The sequence below is a fragment of the Nocardia sp. CY15 genome (genome assembly GCF_009829295.1).
GTDB classification, from domain to species: domain Bacteria; phylum Actinomycetota; class Actinomycetes; order Mycobacteriales; family Mycobacteriaceae; genus Nocardia; species Nocardia sputi.
The window spans coordinates 59675-79570 of sequence record NZ_VUOT01000019.1; the positions used below are offsets into that span (position 1 = coordinate 59675).

General features: G+C 66.6%; 20 protein-coding genes and 1 pseudogene. 13 read left to right on the top strand and 8 right to left on the bottom strand.

The window, feature by feature from the left end; translation table 11 throughout:
- Window positions 1-42: 42 nt before the first annotated feature.
- Genes hsaA through GVY39_RS20505 form a run of 5 tightly spaced genes read left to right on the top strand, consistent with a single transcriptional unit; the run spans window position 43 to window position 6095 of the window.
- Window positions 43-1248 (top strand): 3-hydroxy-9,10-secoandrosta-1,3,5(10)-triene-9,17-dione monooxygenase oxygenase subunit, encoded by a 1206-nt coding sequence (gene hsaA, locus GVY39_RS20485; RefSeq protein WP_159927045.1) that lies wholly within the window; start codon window positions 43-45, stop codon window positions 1246-1248.
- Entirely contained in the window at window positions 1245-2588 is a 1344-nt protein-coding gene (locus GVY39_RS20490) for a trans-aconitate 2-methyltransferase (protein WP_201295293.1), read from the top strand. The genes hsaA and GVY39_RS20490 overlap by 4 nt, the downstream gene beginning before the upstream one ends.
- On the top strand, window positions 2585-3976 hold the full coding sequence (locus GVY39_RS20495) for an FAD-binding oxidoreductase (protein WP_159927043.1): 1392 nt from the start codon (window positions 2585-2587) through the stop codon (window positions 3974-3976). The genes GVY39_RS20490 and GVY39_RS20495 overlap by 4 nt, the downstream gene beginning before the upstream one ends.
- Window positions 3973-5094, top strand: a complete 1122-nt coding sequence (locus tag GVY39_RS20500; RefSeq protein WP_159927041.1) for a class I SAM-dependent methyltransferase — start codon at window positions 3973-3975, stop codon at window positions 5092-5094. The genes GVY39_RS20495 and GVY39_RS20500 overlap by 4 nt, the downstream gene beginning before the upstream one ends.
- A 17-nt stretch (window positions 5095-5111) precedes the next feature.
- Window positions 5112-6095, top strand: a complete 984-nt coding sequence (locus GVY39_RS20505; protein ID WP_159927039.1) for a fused (3R)-hydroxyacyl-ACP dehydratase subunits HadA/HadB — start codon at window positions 5112-5114, stop codon at window positions 6093-6095.
- Window positions 6096-6656: 561 nt separating this feature from the next.
- Here GVY39_RS20505 and GVY39_RS20510 read toward each other — a convergent pair.
- Both GVY39_RS20510 and GVY39_RS20515 read right to left on the bottom strand, forming a co-directional pair.
- Window positions 6657-7034 (bottom strand): hypothetical protein, encoded by a 378-nt coding sequence (locus GVY39_RS20510; protein WP_159927037.1) that lies wholly within the window; start codon window positions 7032-7034, stop codon window positions 6657-6659.
- A gap of 1029 nt (window positions 7035-8063) precedes the next feature.
- Window positions 8064-8876 (bottom strand): alpha/beta hydrolase, encoded by an 813-nt coding sequence (locus GVY39_RS20515; protein ID WP_201295292.1) that lies wholly within the window; start codon window positions 8874-8876, stop codon window positions 8064-8066.
- Here GVY39_RS20515 and GVY39_RS33970 point away from each other — a divergent pair.
- The 4 genes from GVY39_RS33970 to GVY39_RS20525 all read left to right on the top strand — a co-directional run bounded on the left by GVY39_RS33970 (window position 8875) and on the right by GVY39_RS20525 (window position 11577).
- Complete coding sequence (locus GVY39_RS33970) at window positions 8875-9339, top strand: hypothetical protein (protein WP_201295291.1); 465 nt, start codon at window positions 8875-8877, stop codon at window positions 9337-9339. The genes GVY39_RS20515 and GVY39_RS33970 overlap by 2 nt on opposite strands.
- Before the next feature lie 826 nt (window positions 9340-10165).
- Window positions 10166-10441 carry an H-type lectin domain-containing protein gene (locus GVY39_RS20520; protein WP_159927033.1) on the top strand — a complete coding sequence of 92 codons (276 nt, stop codon included), beginning with the start codon at window positions 10166-10168 and terminating at the stop codon, window positions 10439-10441.
- A gap of 211 nt (window positions 10442-10652) precedes the next feature.
- On the top strand, window positions 10653-10769 hold the full coding sequence (locus tag GVY39_RS34495; protein ID WP_223514945.1) for an aldehyde dehydrogenase family protein: 117 nt from the start codon (window positions 10653-10655) through the stop codon (window positions 10767-10769).
- 82 nt (window positions 10770-10851) lie between these two features.
- Window positions 10852-11577, top strand: coding sequence for an aldehyde dehydrogenase family protein (locus tag GVY39_RS20525; protein ID WP_236565571.1), 726 nt, complete (start codon window positions 10852-10854; stop codon window positions 11575-11577).
- Window positions 11578-11660: 83 nt separating this feature from the next.
- Here GVY39_RS20525 and GVY39_RS20530 read toward each other — a convergent pair whose 3' ends face one another.
- From GVY39_RS20530 to GVY39_RS20540, 3 genes are all read right to left on the bottom strand, one after another.
- A complete protein-coding gene (locus GVY39_RS20530) occupies window positions 11661-12491 on the bottom strand; it encodes an LLM class F420-dependent oxidoreductase (protein WP_159927031.1) in 831 nt (276 codons plus the stop codon).
- A 333-nt stretch (window positions 12492-12824) separates the two neighbouring features.
- On the bottom strand, window positions 12825-14153 hold the full coding sequence (locus tag GVY39_RS20535) for a cytochrome P450 (RefSeq protein WP_159927029.1): 1329 nt from the start codon (window positions 14151-14153) through the stop codon (window positions 12825-12827).
- A 176-nt stretch (window positions 14154-14329) separates the two neighbouring features.
- Window positions 14330-14758 (bottom strand): DUF4345 domain-containing protein, encoded by a 429-nt coding sequence (locus tag GVY39_RS20540; RefSeq protein WP_159927027.1) that lies wholly within the window; start codon window positions 14756-14758, stop codon window positions 14330-14332.
- A gap of 145 nt (window positions 14759-14903) precedes the next feature.
- On the opposite strand from GVY39_RS20540, the gene GVY39_RS20545 reads away from it, so the two are divergent.
- The 3 genes and pseudogenes from GVY39_RS20545 (at window position 14904) to GVY39_RS20555 (ending at window position 16402) form a co-directional block, all read left to right on the top strand.
- On the top strand, window positions 14904-15557 hold the full coding sequence (locus GVY39_RS20545; protein ID WP_159927025.1) for a TetR/AcrR family transcriptional regulator: 654 nt from the start codon (window positions 14904-14906) through the stop codon (window positions 15555-15557).
- 34 nt (window positions 15558-15591) lie between these two features.
- A pseudogene (locus GVY39_RS20550) lies at window positions 15592-15987 on the top strand (phosphotransferase family protein); the annotation flags it as partial.
- A gap of 211 nt (window positions 15988-16198) precedes the next feature.
- Window positions 16199-16402 carry a cold-shock protein gene (locus tag GVY39_RS20555; protein WP_040871014.1) on the top strand — a complete coding sequence of 68 codons (204 nt, stop codon included), beginning with the start codon at window positions 16199-16201 and terminating at the stop codon, window positions 16400-16402.
- 161 nt (window positions 16403-16563) lie between these two features.
- Here GVY39_RS20555 and GVY39_RS20560 read toward each other — a convergent pair whose 3' ends face one another.
- Window positions 16564-16929, bottom strand: coding sequence for a hypothetical protein (locus GVY39_RS20560; protein ID WP_159927023.1), 366 nt, complete (start codon window positions 16927-16929; stop codon window positions 16564-16566).
- Between the two features lie 3 nt (window positions 16930-16932).
- A complete protein-coding gene (locus tag GVY39_RS20565) occupies window positions 16933-17586 on the bottom strand; it encodes a hypothetical protein (protein WP_159927021.1) in 654 nt (217 codons plus the stop codon).
- A 308-nt stretch (window positions 17587-17894) separates the two neighbouring features.
- Between GVY39_RS20565 and GVY39_RS20570 the strand changes: the two genes are divergently transcribed.
- Window positions 17895-18296: a nuclear transport factor 2 family protein gene (locus GVY39_RS20570; protein WP_159927019.1), complete on the top strand. Its 402-nt coding sequence runs from the start codon at window positions 17895-17897 to the stop codon at window positions 18294-18296.
- A 198-nt stretch (window positions 18297-18494) separates the two neighbouring features.
- On the opposite strand, the gene GVY39_RS20575 is transcribed toward GVY39_RS20570, so the two are convergent.
- A complete protein-coding gene (locus GVY39_RS20575; RefSeq protein WP_159927017.1) occupies window positions 18495-19856 on the bottom strand; it encodes an FAD-dependent oxidoreductase in 1362 nt (453 codons plus the stop codon).
- Window positions 19857-19896: the final 40 nt, after the last annotated feature.

Here is a 19896-nt window from a genome sequence, read left to right on the forward strand (position 1 = left end):
CCCGCTTCCTGGACCACCCGACCCGCTATGGAGGACAACGCAATGACCGACGACGCCACCACCGCGGTACTCGCCGCGGTCGGTGCACTGCTGCCGACGCTGAGCAAACGTGCCCCGGACACCGAACACGCTCGGCGGATCCCGGTGGAGTCCCTCACCGAACTCACCGCCACGGGGTTCTTCGGCCTGCTGCGCCCGCGGCGCTACGGCGGACACGAAGCACACCCCGCCGTCTTCTACACGGCGGTAGCCGAGCTGTCCTCGGCGTGCGGCTCCACCGGATGGGTCGCGTCCGTGCTCGGCGTATCCCCCTGGAATATTGCGCTGTTCGACAGCCGCGCCCAGGACGAAGTGTGGGGTACCGACACCGACACTTTCATCTGCTCCTCGTACGCCATGACCGGCACCGCCGTTCCCGTCGAGGGCGGCTATCGGCTCAGCGGCGCCTGGGGATTCGCCTCCGGCTGCGACCACGCCCGCTGGGCGTTACTGGGCGCGAAGGTCGTCGTCGACGGCGAACCGGTCGATTCGTGCACCTTCCTGGTGCCCGCCGACGACTACACGGTCACCGACGTGTGGCAGGCGATCGGTCTGCGCGGCACCGGAAGCAACGATATCCATGTCGACGAGGTGTTCGTGCCCGCGCACCGGGTGCTCGGCGCCGACGCGGTGACCGCCTGCCGCACACCAGGTCAGCAGGTCAACGACGGCGCGCTGTACCGGATTCCGTTCGGTTGCCTGCACACCAGCGCCATCACCGCCGCCATCGTCGGCATGGCGCGCGGCGGCTACCGCGCACACCTCGAACAGCAACGCGACCGCGTGCGCGCCGCCCTACCCGGCGACGCCCGCAAAGACACCGGCTACAGCGGCGACGCGTTCCGCCACGATCCGGCCACACTGGAGCGGATCGCCGTGGCCGCCACGGAGATCGATGCGGCGTGGCGGCAGCTCACGCACAATATCGACGAACTGTACGTGCTGGCGGAGGCCGAGAAACCCATCGGACCGCGCGACCGGTTGCGGCTGCGTCGCGACCAGGTGCGCGGTACCGAGCGCGCCGTGGCCGCCATGGACCGGCTGTTCGAGAACTCCGGCGGTCGCGCCTTGCGGCCGGACAGTGCCGTACAGCGTTTCTGGCGTGATGTGCACGGCGGGCGAGCGCACGCGGCCAACGACCCGGAACGCGTGTACCGCATGTTCGCCGCGGCCGAGCTCGCCGCGGTATCGGAGGCGCGGAACCCGTGACCGATCAGCTGGTCTCCATGCTCGACCGGCACCCGTGGGTGGACTCGGCACGACGGGACGGGCACCGCGACGTGGTCGTGGTGCGGCCCGCCGCCGCGGCCGTCACGGTGCGGCCCGTTCCCGGGGAACTGCTCACCGAGTATCTCGAGCACTGGCGGCACGTATACGAGTACGTGTACTCGTCGGAAGAACTGCGCCACGGCGATGATCTCGACCTTTCCGGTTGGCGCGCCTCCGATACCGGTGCGGCGTTCCCCAGCGAGCACATGCTGGAGTGGATCGACCACGCTGTCGGACTGGTGCGGCGCGCCCGCCCCGGAATCGTTCTCGAAGTCGGTTGCGGCAGTGGTCTTCTCGTCCACCGCCTGCACTCGTCGACACGCGGCTACCTCGGGCTCGATCCGGCCGAACCCGTAGTGGAGAGGCTGCGCGCACGCGGGCTTCCGAGAGTGGCGGTACTGCGGGCCGCCGCACACGAACTCGCCGGCGACCGGGTGCGGACGGCGTTGCGCCGACTCGAGCCGACCGGGCGACCGGACTGCGTGGTGCTCAACAGCGTGACGCAGTGCTTTCCGGACGAGCGCTATCTCACCGCCGTACTCGATGACGCACTCGACATGGTCGCACCCGGGGGCACCGTCGTCGTCGGAGACATCCGTAACCTCGCCAACGCTCAGGACTTCGCTCTCTGGTTGGAACAGGCCCGCACTCCGGGGCTGCGCGCCGACGACCTGGCGCGACGGGCGGCCGCACGGCTGGACGCCGACGAAGAGCTCCTGTGCGATCCCCGGGTTTTCGCTCGAATCGCTCGGCGGCACCCCCGATCGGTGCGGGTCGCCTGCTACGCGAAGCCGATGCGGGCCGACACCGAGCTGACCCGCTACCGCTACGACGTGGTGCTGACCGTCGACGCGCCCGCACCCGGCCCCAGCCGCATCGTCCCATGGCGTGATCTGCCCGCTCGCGACACCACCGACCGGATTGCCGCGCTCGCCGAGACGGTACGGCGGGACGCGACCGTGGTCGCCGGTATCCCGAACGCGCTGTTCGATCGCGACGCCACGGACGCCGTCACCCCCGCTGCGCTCGCGGCCGCACTGCCGCCGGAGTGCGCGGTCCTGCTCGACTCGGCGGACGGCCGGTTCCTCGCGGTCGGCCGCCCGGAACATCAGATGGACCTGGAGGCCGTACGCGCCGACCCGCCGCGCGCCGCCTGCAACGACCCGTTCACCCGCTACCTGCGCCGCCGGATGCCGGAGGTCCTGACCGACTACCTCGAACTGCTGTCCGCCACGGCACACCCTCCCATCGTCGTCTCCGAGGAGTTCGCCGCCGTATGACCACCACACGACCGACCACCGACTACCTCGCCGACTTGCGCACGGCATGCCGGGGCGCCGTCCTGGCGCCGGGCGATCCAGGCTACGACCGGGCCCGGCAGCGCTGGAATACGGCTGTCGACCAACGTCCGGTGGCCGTCGTGCGGTGCGCCCGGGTGCCCGATGTGCGGGCCGCCGTGACGACGGCGCAGCGGCACCAGCTGGCTGTATCGGTGCGCGGCGGCGGACACGAAGTCGCGCGGCACGCGGCGGCCGACGGCTCCCTGCTGCTCGATCTGTCGGGACTGCGGACGATCACCGTCGACCCCATCGCCCGCCGCGCCACTGTCGGAGCGGGCGTCACCTGGGCGGAATTCGACCGTGCCTGTCATCGGCACGGTTTGGCCGTGACCGGAGCGGACGTGTCGACCGTCGGCGTGATCGGGTCCACTCTGTGCGGCGGCAGCGGCTGGTTGCAGCGTATGGCCGGGTTCACCTGCGACAGTGTGCGCTCCGCGCAGGTCGTGCTGGCCGACGGCCGGCTGGTGCACGCCACTCCCGACCATCACCCCGACCTGCTGTGGGCGCTGCGCGGCGGTGGCGGCAATTTCGGGATCGTCGTGGCTCTGGAGTTCGAGCTGCATCCGATCGGCTCGATGCACGCGGGCACACTGCTGTTCCGGCTCGAGGAGGGGCGCAGAGTCTTCCGCGAGTTCCGCGAGCTCTGTGCCGAATCCCCGGACGAGTTGGCGCTGCGCGCCACCTTGCTGCACTGGCCCCCCACCGCCCCCGAAGGACCGCCGATGGCGGCGGTCACCGTCGCCTATTTCGGGCCGCGCGACCGTGCTCGGACGGAATTGGCGAGGCTGAAGCGCCTGGGCGAACCCGAGCTCGACCTCATCCGTCCGCTGGAATACCCCGAGCTGCAACGCAATACAGAGCAGGCCTTTCACGAAGGCCACGGCACTGCCACCGGCACCGAGTGGCTGCGCGCGTTCGATGACGACGCCATCGAGGCACTCATCGATCTCGCGGGGCGGATGCCGACCCCGTATTCGCTCGTCTCGGTCCATCAACTCGGCGGCGCGCTTCGGCGCGTGCCGGTGGCCGCGACCGCGTTCGGCTACCACGACGCCGCCTACCACGCCGTTATGTTCTCCGGCGGTCCCGCCGGAACCGACCTGGATCCTTCACGCCGGTGGATCGCCGAGGTCGTGGCCGCGCTCCAGGGTTGTTCCGCGGGCGGGCCCTATATCGGCATCCTCGACGACACCGCGTCCGCGGAACGGGTGCGCCGCGCCTATCATCCCGATTCCTACCCGCGGCTGCAGCGGCTCAAGGCCACCTATGATCCCGACAACCTGTTCCGCTGCAATCACAACATCCCGCCGCTGGACGGTCCGCGATGACCACCGACGAGACGTTCGAAATCGCCGCACGCGCCTCGAACGCCGTCGCGGACTTCGATGCGCGGCAGTGCCTGTCCGCGCGCGATGACCTCGATCTGTTCGGGTTGCGGGCCATGGCCGCGGCGCTGCGACCGGCTTTGTACGGTGGTGTGGCGCGTTCCGAGGACGACCTCGCGTCCACGCTCGAAGTCGCGCCGCGGCATCGCTGGCTGCTGCGTCGCTGGCTCGGCCTGCTCACCTCGCGCGGAGTGCTGAAATACGACGCGGATCAGAAATTTTCATCGCTTCAGGCGGCTGCCACACCGGTGCGCGCAGATCTCGACCAGGTCTGCGCCGATCTCGGGTTCTCCGGACAACTCGCGCGGTTCTTCACGGCCGCCAACCGGCAAGCCCTCGAGCTGTTACAGGACAAGGTGCTCGCTCAGGAACTGCTGTTTCCGGACGGGGACCTGCTCACCGCCGAGGCCGCATACCGAGACAATCCGGTCAACCGGTACCTGAACGCCGCCGCCGGTGCGATCGTCACCCGCGCGGTGGACGCATTGGCCATCGACCGCCACCCCGTGCGCATCCTGGAACTGGGCGCCGGCGTCGGCGGTACCACCGCCGACCTGCTACCGATGCTGGACGGAATGCCCGTCGAATATCACTTCACCGATGTGTCGTCGTTCTTCCTCGACGCCGCCCGAACCCGCTTCTCGCACTATCCCTGGCTGCGGTTCGACCTGGTCGACCTGAATGCCGAGCTTCCGCCGCCACAGTCGGTCGACATCATCCTGGCCGCGAATGTGCTGCACAATGCCCACCGCTGCGGCGTGGCGTTGCGGCGGCTGCGCGAGCTGCTGCGCCCGGGCGGCCGGCTCGTCGTCATCGAGTCGTGTCGTGAACACTTCCAGTTGCTGACGTCCATGCACTTCCTGATGTCTCCCCGACCTGGCGGCGTCCGACCCGGCCACGACGATGTGCGGGCGGGAACCGACCGCATCTTCTTGACGGAGTCCCAATGGCGGTCCGAACTCGTCGCGGCGGATCTGCCTCCGTGGCTGGTGCTGCCCGGTCCGGATCAGCCGTTGGCCGCGCACGGGCAACGGATCTTCGCCGCGCGGACATCCCGTTGACCCGAGGAGGCTTCGCCATGCACCCGCACCCCAGCGTCGGCCGTCGATACACCGCCGCCGATCACTACGAGGTCGGGCGGGAGAAAATTCGGGACTTCGCCCGCGCTGTCCAGGATTTCCATCCCGCCCACTGGGACGACGGCGCGGCCCGCGAACTCGGCTACTCCGGACTGCTCGCCCCGATCACCTTCGCCTCCGCGGTTGGCTCCCTCGCGCAACGGGCGCTCATGCGCGCCGCACTCAACGGCTACGATCCGGCGCATCTGCTTCACGTAGAGCAGGACATCCACTGCCATCGCCCGGTGGCCGCCGGCGATCGGCTGACACACGAGATCACCGTGGACTCCCGCCGACCCACGCCGGGCGGCGACCTGATCGCCGTCACCATGACCATTCGCGATCAGACGGATGCCGTGGTGCAGACCGTGCACACCACTCTCGCCGGCCGCCACCACGACACCTCGCCGACCGTGGAAGCGCTCGCCATGCTGGACCTGATCGACCGCGTGCCGACGTCATCACAGGCGGAGATTTCAGAGTGGATCGCCGAGCCGCTCGCGGCGCGGCCCGACCGGCACATCGCCGTTCCGGAGCTTACGGTGGGGCAGCGCTTCCCGCCTCGCACGGTGAGGCTCTCCCGGGGCGAACTCGTTCACTACGCCGGTGTCTCCGGCGACATCAACCCCATCCACTGGCACGACGCCGCAGCCCGGCACGCAAGCCTGGACGCGGTCGCTGCCCATGGGATGCTGACGATGGGACTCGGTGCGGCCTGCTTGACCGAATGGCTCGGTGTCCCCGACAGCGTCATCAACTATTACGTACAGTTCGCCACGCCGGTTCTCATCGCCGCCCATCGGCCCGCCGAGATCACGTTCGACGGCGCGGTCCGATCTGTCGATCCGGCCACCCGGCGGGCCGCGATATCTCTGACCGCCCGCAGCGCCGACACCTCCGTCTTCGGCCTCGCCTCGGCGACCGTGCACGCTGATACGCGCTGACCGAATGGTCCAGCGACCATGCGGTACTCGACACGGTCGCCGAGCTGCCTCTAGAGGGAGCTGGACGCGGAATCGGTTCGAAGGAGAACGCTGGCAGCGCGCCGGTCGCGCCGATCCGGATCATGCCGGGATTCGACCCCGCCGTGTCAGGGATTCGCCGCGATACTCCCGCCGATCGGCGGCCGACGCCCCCACCGAAACTATCTCCTGCAGTGCTGGTCCTCGTGCTCGCACGGCAGCGGCGTGGTCGCGCTGGTGCGCGCGTCGGCTGCCGCCGACGCGGCGGACTCCGGGTACTGCTGTCAAGACGTCGCGGTGAGGGCGGCGGCGCGCCGGCACTTGCCATCCATGGCTCAGTTCCGGCTGAGGGCCGAATTCGATTGCCGCCGGTTACAGATGAGGATTGACTTCGGGTTGCGCCAGTGTCGTGGTGGTGTCGGGTAATCCGAAGCCGTTGATGTCAGAGCTCATCCGCATCGGTTACTTCAATAATGTGTTCTGAGTTTCGATTCTGGCAAATCCGCTGCAATAGCGTAGATGCCGAGGCTCTACGAGTCCGAATCAGGCGGCGGGCTGAGGCTGGGTCAGATCTCTGACGCCGGTGATCGCATCGATGATGTTGACGATGGCGGAGGTGCCGCCGTCGACGGCCGAGCTTCCGGAGTCGAGCATGGCGGAACCGGAAGACGAGCCGGCCGAACCCGTGGAGGAGCCGCCATCGGCCGAACCCGAGGCCAGGCCTGCGGAGCCAGTGGTGGCAGAGCCGGTGGCAGCGGAGCCCGCGGCGGCGGAGCCGGTGGCGGAGGCCACCGCGACCGGGCCGAAGAATAGGGCGGCGGCGGAGACGGCGCCGGCGGCGACCAGGATCTTACGAGAGAACATGTACGGAGCTTCCTTTCCACAGATGGATAACAGCGCCATCACGGCGCGCACCAGCAACGTTAAGAAAAAGAAACCAGCAAATCTACTTCTCTTATTGTGTCAATAATCACCGTTAATAATGGGCTAACAAAATATTGTGCCCAGGTAACACAATTTGATCTTCATTCCGGACTCGGATTGACCTATCTAATTCGGTTGATTCTTCGATGACTCGCGTATCGGCGTGGGGTGTAGGGGATCTCGGATCCGAGTTTCCTCTCGGCAAGGCGCGACCCGAGCCGCCGACCGCGCTGGGTGTCCTCTGGAATGACGGCGATCCGGCGGTCATGTCGGGTGCTGTCCCGCGCCGTCGCTCCGATACCGGCGTGGTATCGGCGTCATCGCGGCCACCGGCCATCAGAACCCGATCGCCGATGTGTGAGCGCGCGGAGGCGGGAGGAACAAACAGTCGTGCGCCGCGACCGATGACCCGCTTTCGGCGGTGGATCCGATCCGCAGCAGTCCCGGGCTGGGTCCGTTCGATTACCGGTTGACCAGCAGCTCCGCTCGGTCTATCCGACTGGGGACACGATGATGTTGACTGTCTGGCATGTCGAACCCGAATACCCCTGTACCGCAGCCCGCTCCGCCTCGGCAGCAGGCGAATGCGACGAGATCCCGGTCCGGCTACGGCCTGTTGGCGACCGCGATCCTGGCCGCCGGTATCGGGGGAGGCATGCCGGCGTGGCATCCATGGGATGAGAACACAGGGCCGGCGCCGTCAGAAGACCCGCAGCAGATCACAATCCAGCACATCGGTGACCAGCGTGAATCGGGAGGGGCCCAGAATCGACACGACCGGTCTACTGCATGACCAACGAGACCGGCGGCCTGTACTGCATAGTGATGCCCAACCGCTACAGCGGTATTCACGAACCCACCGTTGAGCGGACGCATGTCGAATTCTCCGTGTCTGCGCTGCGCCAGTAGTGGCCGACAGTGACGATTCGTTGTCGGGTCTGCGAGCTCAGCCGCGACGATCAGCCGCTGTCCGCCGCGACTGCAATTCGCGTAACCCGCTGGTGCGGTGGGAGGCTCGAGCAGACGTCACTCCGATGTATGCGCGAGGATGGCGGCGGCCAGCTCCTCGTGCACTTCCGGCGGCAGCGTGTGGCCCATGCCCGCCACGATCATCAGCCGCGCCCCCGGGATCTGCTCGGCGATGATCGCGCCATGGCCGGGCTTGGCCGGTTCGTGGCTGCCCTCGATGACCAGCGTGGGCGCCTTCACCTGGTGCAGCACGCCCACCGGCTCGAAGTCCGGGTCGGCCGCCGCGGCCAGTCGGTGGTTGGCCACCGTGGACAGGTCGCGGGCGCGGTCGTAGATCCGTTCCTGGAGCCGACGCGCCGCGTCCTCGTCGAACGGCAGTCCCGTGCCGTGCAGCAAGCGCTGCTCGGCGATCATGCCGTTGATCCGGGCGCGCCGGTCCTCCGGCGGTGGGCCGGCTATCAGCGCTCGGTAGAAGGACGCGAACTCCGGCGTGGGCTCGGGCAGGCTCCCCTCTGGCTGTGGCTGTCCGGTCAGGGCCCGCATGAGCACCTTACCTTCGTCGCCGCCGAGTGGTGAGGAGCCGATGACGGTCAGCGAGCGCACGCGCTCCGGCCGCTCCACCGCGACGAACTGGGCGAGTAGTCCGCCCGCCGAGTGGGCTACCAGGTGCGCGCTCTCCAGACCGTGCGCGTCCATGACGCGGTACACGTCGTTTTTGATGTCGTCCCACGTGTACGGCTGCGCCGCGAAGTCGACGGCGTCCGACATACCGGTGTCACGGTGGTCGTACCGGATCACCCGGCGTCCTCCGGCGACGAGGCGATCGACGAACTCGTCCGGCCACAGGATGCCCTGGGACATCGATCCCATGATCAACAGGATCGGCGCATCCGTCACGGCGCCGAACTCTTCACTCCAGATGTTCACGTCAGGCATCTCAGACCATGTCTTCCCGGCCGGGGTCCCGGCCTCGTCGAAATATTTCATGGCACGACTGGGCCTTGCCGGATCCCAGGGCCAACTTGTTCGGCGGGACAATTCCCTTCCCGCTGTGATCCGTTTCGTGTCGCCGGGCCCGGATCACCGGGGTGCGGTGGGCTGTCCCGCCGAGGCGCTACCTGGCTCCGCGCCTGCCGTGCCGGGGCCATCCATTCTGGGCGGTGGCGGCACCCCGCGGAGGCACGGGGCGAGCCACGAAACGCTGCTGGTTGTTTCGAATCGGGTGGGTGCCGTGCTGCTTTCGCATGTCGGTCGTGCCTTTCGTGAACCGGTGGAGACCCTGGCCTGCGGTGAGGCAGAAGCTGAGTTCGAACATCTGCCGCCCCAGTCGTAGTACTGCAACTGAAGTGATCTCAACGTAGTGCTACAGATGGAGTGGTGTCAAGTGTCCGGCGAAGCTACACGGCTCAGCGTTGTCGCGAGGCGGTCACCGAACTCATTGACCGCAGCCACCGCGCGCGTCACGGGTTCCCTCCCTCTTCTCGCGCTCTCGAACTCCGGCTGGAAGCCGCTCGTCCAACCGTGGGCGGCCGCTCGGCCGTCGGCCCACGGTGGGCGTGCGTTTCCTTCCCGGAGCCGGAGGGTGATAGGCGTTTCGGCGATATTGTGAAACCTGCTGTGCGGCAGCGATGTTCGCGCTATTCTTGTAGCCGGGGATTCCTCCACCGAAGTCGGTGGCCACTCGAGTGCTGGTTCGGCTTTTCTTTGTTGCACGCATGATCCAGGTTCTACAAGCGTTTTGATGACTACGCATTCCCTCGCCGGGGGATATGCGGGTATACAGTCGCGTTCAGGGGAGTAGGAACCATGCAAATCACGCCTGTGGTAAATAACGCCCAGTCTTCTTTCAGTCAGACGATGACCAGTAACGGGGGGACTCTCTACATACAGTTCGCGGGCTCGGGATGGCGCGGTAGCGCCGGAAAAGTCAGCGTCGATTTGCTGATGGACGGGACTGTCATCGCCACCGCGTCGGTCTTCACGAACGAAGCCAGCTCACACAAGTCGCTGGTCCCGGTCCTCATCCCGGCGGCCGCCGGGCAGCACACCTTCACCGTGGCGCCTACGCCGGGTAGCGGCACGAACATCGACCAGAACGATTATTTCACTCTCACGGTGAACGAGACCACCCCCAACCACTTCGAAGTGGTAGATCCTATGTGGGTTACCTGGTCTCGTCGGGATGGGGCCTCACGAGCGGCACCGGATGGCGTGAATGGCGAGAGCCCATCACATTCGCCAAATCATTCATCGCGCCACCGGAAGTCACGGTGGGGCTTTCTATGGTCGACATAGGAAACGGCGCCAATTCTCGGGTGACAGTCGAAGCGGAAAACGTTACGGGCCAGGGTTTCGACCTGGTCGTCAAGGCGTGGGGCGACACCGTACTGTACAGCGTAAATGTCGATTGGCTGGCGTTCGGCGACGCGCAGTAGCCTGCCCCTGCCCGCAGGCAGGTAGTCGATCGGAGTGAGTTCGATACGCGACAGTCCACGGAGTGCCTCCGTGGACTGTTCGCGTTCATGCCTTTGCGGACACGATGTTCTGCCACCCGACAGCGGGTGATCGCGGATCGATTCGGACCGGCCACGCTCACCATGAGGATGCGCGGTCTGCTTCGGTCATAGGAAACCGAATGCCTACCTCATGGCCGAACTGTTGCAGCACACCGGTATCCCGCCGGGAGTGGTCAGCATCCTGCCCGGCGACCGCGACATCGGTGCGTACCTCGTCGCTCACCCAGGTGTGGACAAAGTGTCATGAACGGTGGTCAGGCCTGCGTCGTGCAGGCCGGATCCTGCTGCCACGCAGCCGGTATCACGAGTACGTCCAGGCACTCGGCGAGATGGTGCGGGCCCTGCGCGTGGGTGACCCCTTCGACGAGACGACCGACATCGGCCCGCTGGTGTCCCGGCGCCAGCAGGCCCGGGTGCGCGACTACATCGACACCGGAATCCGCGAAGGCGCGCATCCGGCCGTCGGCGGCACGGGCATGCCGACCGGCTGTGACGTGCACTTCCGTCGGTACGGATTGCGCTATCGCCTGCTGGTGGTCGGCGGCTCCGCCGCGGAGGTCGTGCGTCACACCGGTGGCTGGCTGTTCGAAGTCCGCGCCATGGGATGGGATGTGGTGGTGTCGATTCCGGATCCCAGTGGCATGCGCGGACGGGAAGTCCTCGGCGCGGTCGTCCTCGAACCGGGCAGCGAACCCGCCGCGATCATCCGTGAGGTGAACCCGCACGTGCTGGCATCCAACGCTTCGGAACACCTCACTGTGGCCCAGGGCGGTCGCGCGCGCGACTACCCGCACGCCGACGGATCGGCGACGGTGTACTGGGGCCCGCACCCGCCGGACGCGGCCGACCACCTGCACCCGGCCCAGCACCAATCAGTCTGGCGGGCGCGGCATTCAAGGAACGCGCGATGCTCGCGATCGATCCCGACGCCGGCCCAGCCCCGACCACGGAGACGTTTCGAACCGTCATGCGGCCGCGTCATGAAGAGCTGCACCGGATTCTGGGCCTCACCTCCCCGCACGACCTCCGCGCGTAGCAGCGGCGAGTCGAAGTGACCTCTTCCGGTGGCGGAACCGGCGGCGCTCGAACATATCGCCTTACGCAGCGTCGAAGGGCGTACCGACGCACCCGCGGTGATTCAGTCGGTCGCCGTCAACAGCGGCGCGAGTTGGCGCAGGGATCCGAGATAGTCCTCGCCCAACGCCTGCAACGCGACGTGGTCGGCACCCGCCTTCAGATGCTCGACAAGGTGCCCGGTGACCTCGACCGGGCTGCCGTGCACTGTGAGCACATCGATGAGACGGTCACTGCCCGGTTTGGTCACGTCCTCTTCGGAGAAGCCGAGACGCCGCAGGTTCGAGACGTAGTTGCGCAGGCCCAGGTACATATCCACCATCTGCCTGCCGACCTCGCGTGCCCGCTGCGGGTCGTCGTCGAGCACGAGTTTCTGCTCGGCGACCAGCAGGGCGGATCCCAGGATCCGGCGCGCCTGCGCGGTGTGCTCCGGCGTGGTCAGATACGGCAGCGCGCCCGCGGTGCGCGTGCGCGAGAGTTCCAGCACCTTCGGCCCGAGGGCGGCCAGCGCCATCCGGTCCTTCGGGACTCCGGACCCGTCGAGTTCGTCGAGGTATTGCACCAGCGCCTCGTAGGGTTTCCGGTACGGCTTGTTGGCTTCCGGATGACCCGCGCCGATACCGAGCAGGAAACGACCGGGGAAGCGCTGGTCGATCCGGTGGAACGATTCGGCGACCGCGTTCGCCGGGGCCGTCCAGATATTCACGATGCTGGTGGCGACGACGAGCGTCTCCGTCGCCTCGAGCAAGGATTCGACCACCGGCAGGTCAGCGGGCGGCGACCCACCGAGCCACAGCGCGCTGTATCCGAGCTTCTCCAGTTCAGCGGCCTCCTCGGGAGTGAATCCCAGGTAACCGCGCCATACTCCGTACCGTCCGAGACCGTCGATCGCCATAAACGTGCGAACCTTTCTGTTGCCGTTGTCTGTCCGGATACCGCTGCTGATTCCACTGTGCCAGCCCGGTTGATCACAGCGACGCCGCGGCGTAGCGGCACGCCGACGGTTTCGGGCCCGGCCAGCGGCGATCCCCATTGGTGGCAGCGATCACGGATGACACCGCTGTCCGCAGCGAGCAAGCACCCATTCCAGCGGCGTCGAGTAGCGTGGCGGCGGTCGAGGCAGCCGAACCGGGGTGGGATTCGCAGCTCTTGGACCATTAGGCCCTTCAGGCCCGCTTATTCTCTCCGAACCATCGGCGACGGCGAATCCTCCTGCCCCGTGCGTGTGTCAGCGAGGAAGTAGGGTGATCCGGGCGTTGTGGGCGGGGCTGAGGCCGGTGTGATAGCGACGGGGAGGTTCGACGGGACCGGTGGCCGCGCCGATGCGGCGATGCTCGAGGATGGTGCGGAAGAGGATGCGTGCTTCCGCCAGCGCGAATTGGGCTCCCAGGCAGCGATGGGCGCCGGCGCCGAAGGTCAGCCAGGTGCGGCCGTTGGGTGGCTTGTCGAGGAAGCGTTCGGGGCGGAAGAGCATCGGGTCCGGGTAGTGCCGGGGTGATTCGTGGATGAGCAGAATCGGGACTATGACGATGGCGCCCTTGGGGACGTGGACACCGTTGACCACGGTGTCGCGCAGTGCGCGCCGTCCGGTGAACGGTGACACCGGGCGGATCCGCATCGTCTCGGCGACCACGGCGTCGAGGTATGTGTCGAGCCGGGTGCCGTCGCCGGCGTCGACGGCTGCGTCGAGCTCGGCCCGGGCCGCCGGGTGAACGGCCAGCATGGCGGCGATCCAGCCGAGCGTGATCGCGGTGGTCTCGTAGGCGCCCAGCAGGATGCCACGCATGTTGCGGGCCAACGCGGCGTCGTCGTGCTGGTCGAGTTCGGTGCCGACATACCGGGACAGCACATCCTTCCGGCCGTCCTTGTCGCCGGACGTGGCCCGGCGCGCGGCGATTTCCTCGATGATGACGGCGTCGACCTCGGACTGGCGGCGGCTGAGCGGCGGGTAGGGCAGCGTATAGCCACCGACCAGCGGGGTGAGCAAGGTGACGGCGAGAAAACCGCGACTCTCGATTTCCCCGAACCACCGGCTCACCGCCTGCTTCAGCCGGTCCTTGCGTGCCGCGGCCACGTCACCGAAGACGACGCCGAGCAGCACGCCGATGGCCAGGTCGTAACCGACCTTGAGGAACTCGAACGGTTCACCGACCGGCCAGGTCGGCAGTTCCCGCTGGACCACCTCCACCATGAGATCTTCGTACGACCGGAGTGCCTTGCTCTGGAACGGCGGCGCGAACAGCTGACGTTCGCGGCGATGTTCGTCACCGTCGAGGAAGATCAACGTCTGTTTGCCGAACATCAAGTCGTGGCTGGAGAAGCGGCTGAGCACCTGCCCGACCGAGAAGTCGTCATGGTTGGCGAACAGTTCGCGCACATCATCCATGTCGTAGGTGACCAGCATGGCCGGAAATCCTGGCGGCGAGACGACGAACCGTTCGCCGAATTCGAGCAACGGAGAACGGTGCGTGCCGGGGCGCATCAGTCCACCGATCTGCGCGATGTGGCGGGTGCGTAGCCGGGGGAGTTCACGCAGGGATATCGGGGCATGCGACATGTGGCCATCCTCGACCCGTCACTCGGCGACTCGCAAACCTGAAATCCCGGCAGTGGCAATAGGCGACGAGCGCCTGCCACCGCCTGGCACAGGAGAACCGGTCGACGTGCCGGTAACGAGCTTGCGCGCGAGCGATCGGAAGCATCACCGCGCGAATGCTGGTTTCCTTACTTCGTTCAGGACCTCGCTGCCGGTTCGAGACAGGGGTGCAGTTGTGATGTTGACGCCGTGCGCTTTTCGTCGGCCGTGGCCAGCCAGAAGTACACGGGGGGCAGGACTACTTCGATGGCGGTGAGCACGATTTGAAACCAGTGCGGCCAGCCGTAGACGGCTACGGAGATGAAGCGGCCGACGGCGCCGAGTAGGAAGATGCCCGCAAGCCAGCGGATGACGACCGCGGAGATCGGAGATCGGCGGGCAGCCCAGATCCAGCCGACGCCATAGCCGAGGAAGATCGCGCCGAAGAAGCGGCTGAGGCTGTCGGTGGTGACACCGGAGTGCTCCATGTCCGGGACGGCGTGGATGCCGAGGGCGAGATGAAGGATGCCGATCGCGACGCAGGCGACCCCCATCATCATAGACAGCCATTTGAGTGCCGTAGCCATGTTGTTCCTCCCGCAGAGCGTGACGAATGAGGCAGGGGGCCAACTACTTTCATGCTCTGACCGCCGACCGCAAGCTTAGTAGACGTGTGTCTACTAAGCTAGCCTACGGTGCTTGGTAGACGTGCGTCAACTAAAGTGTCGGGGTATGAGCACCCGCCGCCGACTGTCTCCCGATGAGCGCCGTCAGGTGTTGGTCGACGCCGGTGCGCGTCTGTTCGCCGAACGTCCTTACGATGCGGTACTGATGGAAGACGTCGCAGCGGCGGCTGGGGTGTCGCGGGCGCTGCTCTACCGTCATTTTCCGAGCAAACGCGACCTCTTCGTCGGCGTTTACCAGCAGGCTGTAGACCAACTGCTGGTCGCAACGCGCCTCGATACCGAAGGTCCGCTCACCGAGCAATTGGCCGCCGCGCTGGATACTCACTTCGACTATTTCGAGGCGAACGCCAATGGCGTGCTCGCGGCCAATCGCGTACTCGGTCGTGATCCGACCATCCAAGCCCTCATCGCGGGTGAACTCGCCGAAGTGCGTCGTCGACTACTGGATACGCTGGGTGTCGAAGGAACCGTCCGAGCGCAGATATCGTCGATCCTCACGAGCTGGCTCACCTTCGTCCGCGTGCTGACCGTCGAATGGTTGGAGAACCAGCACTACACTCGCGCCGAAATGCTCGAGATCAGCGTCGGCGCGCTACTGGGCGCGCTGCATCCCATTCTCGGTCCGGACTTCCCCCTCTCAGCGCCGAGCTCACGTGTTCACGCTCGTCGAAACACGTCCAGGGGTGGGGATTCCTCATGACGGGCGGTGTGGCGTGATCCGGCCGGCAGCGACCCCGCGGGCCAAAGCTGAACTCGCCTATCAGCTCGTCGAAGGAATCGCCCTCTGGTCGAAAGTCGACTGGCGGGCGCGCGGACTGCAGGACCTCGGCAAGCCGGACGGCTTCCACGACCGGCGGGTGCGACGCTGGACCGCCATGTTCGAGCGCGTCAAGGGCCGGGACGTCGAGGGCATGGACACCGCCACCGGATGGCTGCGCGCCCATCGGCCCCTGGATTTCGTACCCGGCGTGATGCACGGGGACTACCAGTGGGCGAACGTCATGTATCGCCACGGCACTCCGGCGCGGCTCGCGGCGATCGTGGACTGGGAAATGGGCACGATCGGCGATCCCGAACTCGACCTCGCCTGGGCGCTCGAGGGCTGGACCGAGGATACCCACGCCCCGGGAGCAGGCGGGCAGGTCACAGGCCCTTGAAGCGACGAATTCGCCGTCGAGCCCGGATGGCGGGATCGACCACGACCCCCGACCTTCGGTGGCGTCGCCGGCGTGTGCTGCCTCACCCCAGATGTTGATGGGCCGTGGGATGTGGCATGCTTGTCGGTGAGCACGGGCTGTTGAAGTGATCGCTCGGCTTACTACAGAAAGTAACGCAAAGTACATGACGCAAGGCAGTGTGAAGTGGTTTAACGGCGAAAAGGGCTTCGGGTTCATCGCGCAAGACGGTGGCGGTCCCGACGTTTTCGTCCACTACTCCGAGATTTCCGGCTCCGGGTTCAAGTCCCTCGACGAGGGTCAGCGTGTCGAGTTCGAGATCGGGCAGGGCCAGAAGGGCCCGCAGGCTCAGAGCGTCCGCGCCATCTAGGAGCTGACAAACCGGAAACCCGCGCCACGGCGCGGGTTTTCTTGTTTTCCCGGCCGGACCCGCGTCCTCGCGTTCACCTGCGCCTGGCCGGGCGTGCTGGGTCGTCTTCGGTCAGGGGAGAGCGCCGATACCAGCGCGGGACACTTCACGCCAGGGGCGGTTCAATATTCGATCGGACCGACGGGTGACTGCGTGGCCGGATCGGGTCGTGACCGTCTCCAGAGTTTGGTCAGCAACACCAGCGTGGTCAGCAATACGGCGTGTGCTCCGAAGAGTGCCAGCATCGGCAGCGCGAAGCCCTCGTCGGTGATCGCGCCGCGTTCCCCCACGCAGTACAGGGTGTAATTGACCGACGTGCCCTCCGAATCGTGCGTGGTGTCCGAGACGACCATCGGCTCCGTCACGGGCGAACAGAAAAGGGGTGCGGTCAAGGTGGCTTCGCCGGGCCAGATCGCTACCGGGACCACCATGGTGAGGGCGCCGGCGGCGACACCGGTCGAGGCTGCGGCTACCAGGAGTCGGACCACCGCCTACACCTGCCGCATTCGCAGAAAGCTTCCGGCGCTGTCGAACTCGGCAAGCATCTCCGACCGTGGCGACACCACATTGGTGACTATCCGTATCTCGCTGCCGAAACGGCTCACCACAATCACGTTCACCTGCCCGTCGGGTAGTCCGCTCCGGGTGCGGGCGGTGTCGACGATGTCCTCGATCTGCGATAGACCGGTCACCTCGCTGAGGTTGAAAGCCTCGCTGTCGAGGTCGTCGAATGCCGAAACCCGCGCCGGCTGTGCGGGACCGAGTGCGCCGAGGGTGAACGAATAGTCGTCGAGTTGCCTGGATCGGCCCGGATGGCGGATCCGCAGGCGAAGAGTTGGTTCGCGTGTGGCCAGGTCGTCGCGTTCGGTGAGGAACCGTGTCACTTGATTCGGCTGATTGTGCAGGACCAGCCGGAACTGGGTCGAGTTCGGTGCGGTGAGGAGGATGACGTTCGCTTGCGGGTCAACGGTGCCCAGTCGCTCGGTGAGTGCGGCGATGGCATCGCGGGTCAGTGTGTTGACGAGTCCGCCTCCGCGTGCGCGTATCCGCTGCTCGAAGTCCGCGCGATCAACCGCGCCGAGACATCCGCTGGTGCCGAGCACGGCCAGGCATATCAGGATCGGAAGCCAGCGGCTGTGGCGCATACCCCGAATGCTAGAGACTGGGCTCGCGAACTGCTCACCACAGCGCAGGGGCCGGTGACCGAAGCGGAATCCCAGCGGCTCGCCAACCGTGGCGAGTAGCAACCCCTCGTTTTGTACTAATCTATCCAAAATATGTCAACGTGACGATGTGGCACGACCGCTGCCCATCGACGAAGGGTCGGGAGCGAGAGAGCTACACAGGCCTGTCGGTGGGCTCTTGTCCGGCAGTGCATCAGCTCATGCACGCGGCTATCCACCCCGGCGAGACAGGCGGCAAGCACAAGCGAGTTACCGATAGGAGTGCGACCGTGAGTGAGACTCGGGCGGTCATCGAAGAGTTCTTCCGGTGTGCCCGCGCCGGTGAGTTCGATCGGCTCGGCGAGATGTTCGCCGATCAGGTCGACTGGAGCATCTATGGCGCCGACGAGGTGCCGTGGACCGGGCGCCGCAGCACCCGGGAGGAAGCCGCTGCATTCTTCCGTGACCTGCCGGGGTACCTGGAGGCAGAGCAATTGACGGTGAACCGGATCATCGTCGAGGGGGCCGATGCCGTCGCGCTGGGTCACATGCGTCAGCGCGTACGGGCCACCGGGGAAATGTTCGTATCACCGTTCGCCTTTCACATGACGGTCCTCGATGGCCGAATCACCCGATACATTCCCTACGAGGACAGTCTCGCGCTGGCCCGGGCATGCAGGATCGTGAATTAGGCCGCGACTGAGCGTCGAGAGGCGCCATCCGCCTGCCTCAATTGCCGCGCGAACATCGCCCTGCCTGCCGCAGTCCGGGCCAGCCGCTGCAGCAGCGTGCGATGTGCGGCAGCCGGTACCGCCGCCTCAACGGTGTCGAACTTCGGCGTAACCAGCTCCAGACAGGTCGCCGGCATGCCTTAGTGGATTGTCGACCCTTCAGCGGAGATTGGTCGGCGTGAGGATTTCACGCGCCGCGCGTTGTCCGGATTCGACCGCCCCGTCGATGTATCCGGCCCAGCGAGTCGCGGTTTCGGTGCCGGCCCAGTGCAGCGATCCGGTCGGGCGGCGCAATTCCGGTCCGAAGCGGGTCAACGTCGATGGGGTCGCGAAGGCGCCGTAACAACCGCGGCTGTAGGTTTCCGCGGCCCAGTCCTGTTCGATGTAGTGGGCCGGATGGCGCGCTTTCGGGCCGAAATATGCTGCCAGGTCGTCGAGTACCGCGTCGCGGCGTTCTTTCGGCGCCAGGCGAGCCGCGGCTTGGGCATGGGTGGCTTCGAGGAAGCCGACCAAGACCGCAGGGGCGGCGCTGGGCGGACTGGCATCGAAGACCGTGCCGAGTGCGAGCCGGTCGCTGTTGGCCTGGCCGGACAGGCCTCGTGCGCGCCAGAACGGCTCGTCGTAGACGACGTTGACCTTGATCGTCCAGCCCATCGGCAGACGTTGCAGCAGTTGGGCGCGAGCGGCGGGCAGATCCGGCGTGAAACGGATCCGGTGCACCAGCGGCGGCGGGACCGCGATGATCGCGTGCCGGGCCCGCCACTGCCGCCGCCCGGCCCGCACCCGCACCTCGTCGTCGCTCCAGTCGATCTCGGTCACCGCGGCATCGAGAACGATCCGGTCACCCAGCTCCTCGGCAATGGCGATCGACAGTCGCTGGGTGCCGCCGACGACCCGGTCCTGCTGCGCACCGCCGGTCGTATTGATCAAAGAGTCGACGCCGCCGCCCGAATGAATGTAGAACTGCGCCCACAGCGCCGACATCTCTTCCGGTTCGGCGCACCAGACCGCCTCGGTCACCAGCCGGAAGAACGCGCGCCCGGTGGCGGTGTGCGAGTGCTTGCGCAACCAGGTGTCGAAGGTCTGACCGTCCAGTTCGCGCGCATGAGGCGCCGTCCACGGTGCTTGCAGGGGTACTCGTCGAGCCGAACGATCCAGTCGTAGTTGGGTGAGTCCGATGTCGGCGAGCACCAGTGGATTCAGCCGGGGTATCCGGCCCCGGTAGCTGTGGACGCGACCGCCGAAGTCGCCGATGTTCGCGCCGTGATCGTGCGTCGGGTATGTGGCGAACCCGAGTTCGCTCAGCAATGCCAGCACCCGATCCTGGCCGGGGCCGACCCACATCCCGCCGACTTCCACGTACGTGTCGCTGTCCGGTATGTCCACGTTGCGGGTTCGTCCGCCTACGCGCTCGCGGGCCTCCAACACCACGACATCGCGTCCGGCCGCCGTGAGGGCGCGGGCCGCTGTCAGCCCGGCCGCCCCGGCCCCCACCACGATCACATCTTTGAGATCCGACATTTGCATACACCTAACATCTAAGATACATGATGTATGTGAA

Bases quoted from the DNA above. Each gene is read 5' to 3' on its own strand.
- GVY39_RS20505 (WP_159927039.1), top strand. From the start codon at position 5,112: ATGCACCCGCACCCCAGCGTCGGCCGTCGATACACCGCCGCCGATCAC.
- GVY39_RS20555 (WP_040871014.1), top strand. From the start codon at position 16,199: ATGACGCAAGGCAGTGTGAAGTGGTTTAACGGCGAAAAGGGCTTCGGG.
- GVY39_RS20575 (WP_159927017.1), bottom strand. From the start codon at position 19,856: ATGTCGGATCTCAAAGATGTGATCGTGGTGGGGGCCGGGGCGGCCGGG.
- GVY39_RS20540 (WP_159927027.1), bottom strand. From the start codon at position 14,758: ATGGCTACGGCACTCAAATGGCTGTCTATGATGATGGGGGTCGCCTGC.
- GVY39_RS20515 (WP_201295292.1), bottom strand. From the start codon at position 8,876: ATGGGATCGATGTCCCAGGGCATCCTGTGGCCGGACGAGTTCGTCGAT.
- GVY39_RS20495 (WP_159927043.1), top strand. From the start codon at position 2,585: ATGACCACCACACGACCGACCACCGACTACCTCGCCGACTTGCGCACG.
- hsaA (WP_159927045.1), top strand. From the start codon at position 43: ATGACCGACGACGCCACCACCGCGGTACTCGCCGCGGTCGGTGCACTG.
- GVY39_RS20545 (WP_159927025.1), top strand. From the start codon at position 14,904: ATGAGCACCCGCCGCCGACTGTCTCCCGATGAGCGCCGTCAGGTGTTG.
- GVY39_RS33970 (WP_201295291.1), top strand. From the start codon at position 8,875: ATGATCAACAGGATCGGCGCATCCGTCACGGCGCCGAACTCTTCACTC.
- GVY39_RS20525 (WP_236565571.1), top strand. From the start codon at position 10,852: ATGGTGCGGGCCCTGCGCGTGGGTGACCCCTTCGACGAGACGACCGAC.
- GVY39_RS20535 (WP_159927029.1), bottom strand. From the start codon at position 14,153: ATGTCGCATGCCCCGATATCCCTGCGTGAACTCCCCCGGCTACGCACC.
- GVY39_RS20530 (WP_159927031.1), bottom strand. From the start codon at position 12,491: ATGGCGATCGACGGTCTCGGACGGTACGGAGTATGGCGCGGTTACCTG.
- GVY39_RS20565 (WP_159927021.1), bottom strand. From the start codon at position 17,586: ATGCGCCACAGCCGCTGGCTTCCGATCCTGATATGCCTGGCCGTGCTC.
- GVY39_RS34495 (WP_223514945.1), top strand. From the start codon at position 10,653: ATGGCCGAACTGTTGCAGCACACCGGTATCCCGCCGGGAGTGGTCAGC.
- GVY39_RS20500 (WP_159927041.1), top strand. From the start codon at position 3,973: ATGACCACCGACGAGACGTTCGAAATCGCCGCACGCGCCTCGAACGCC.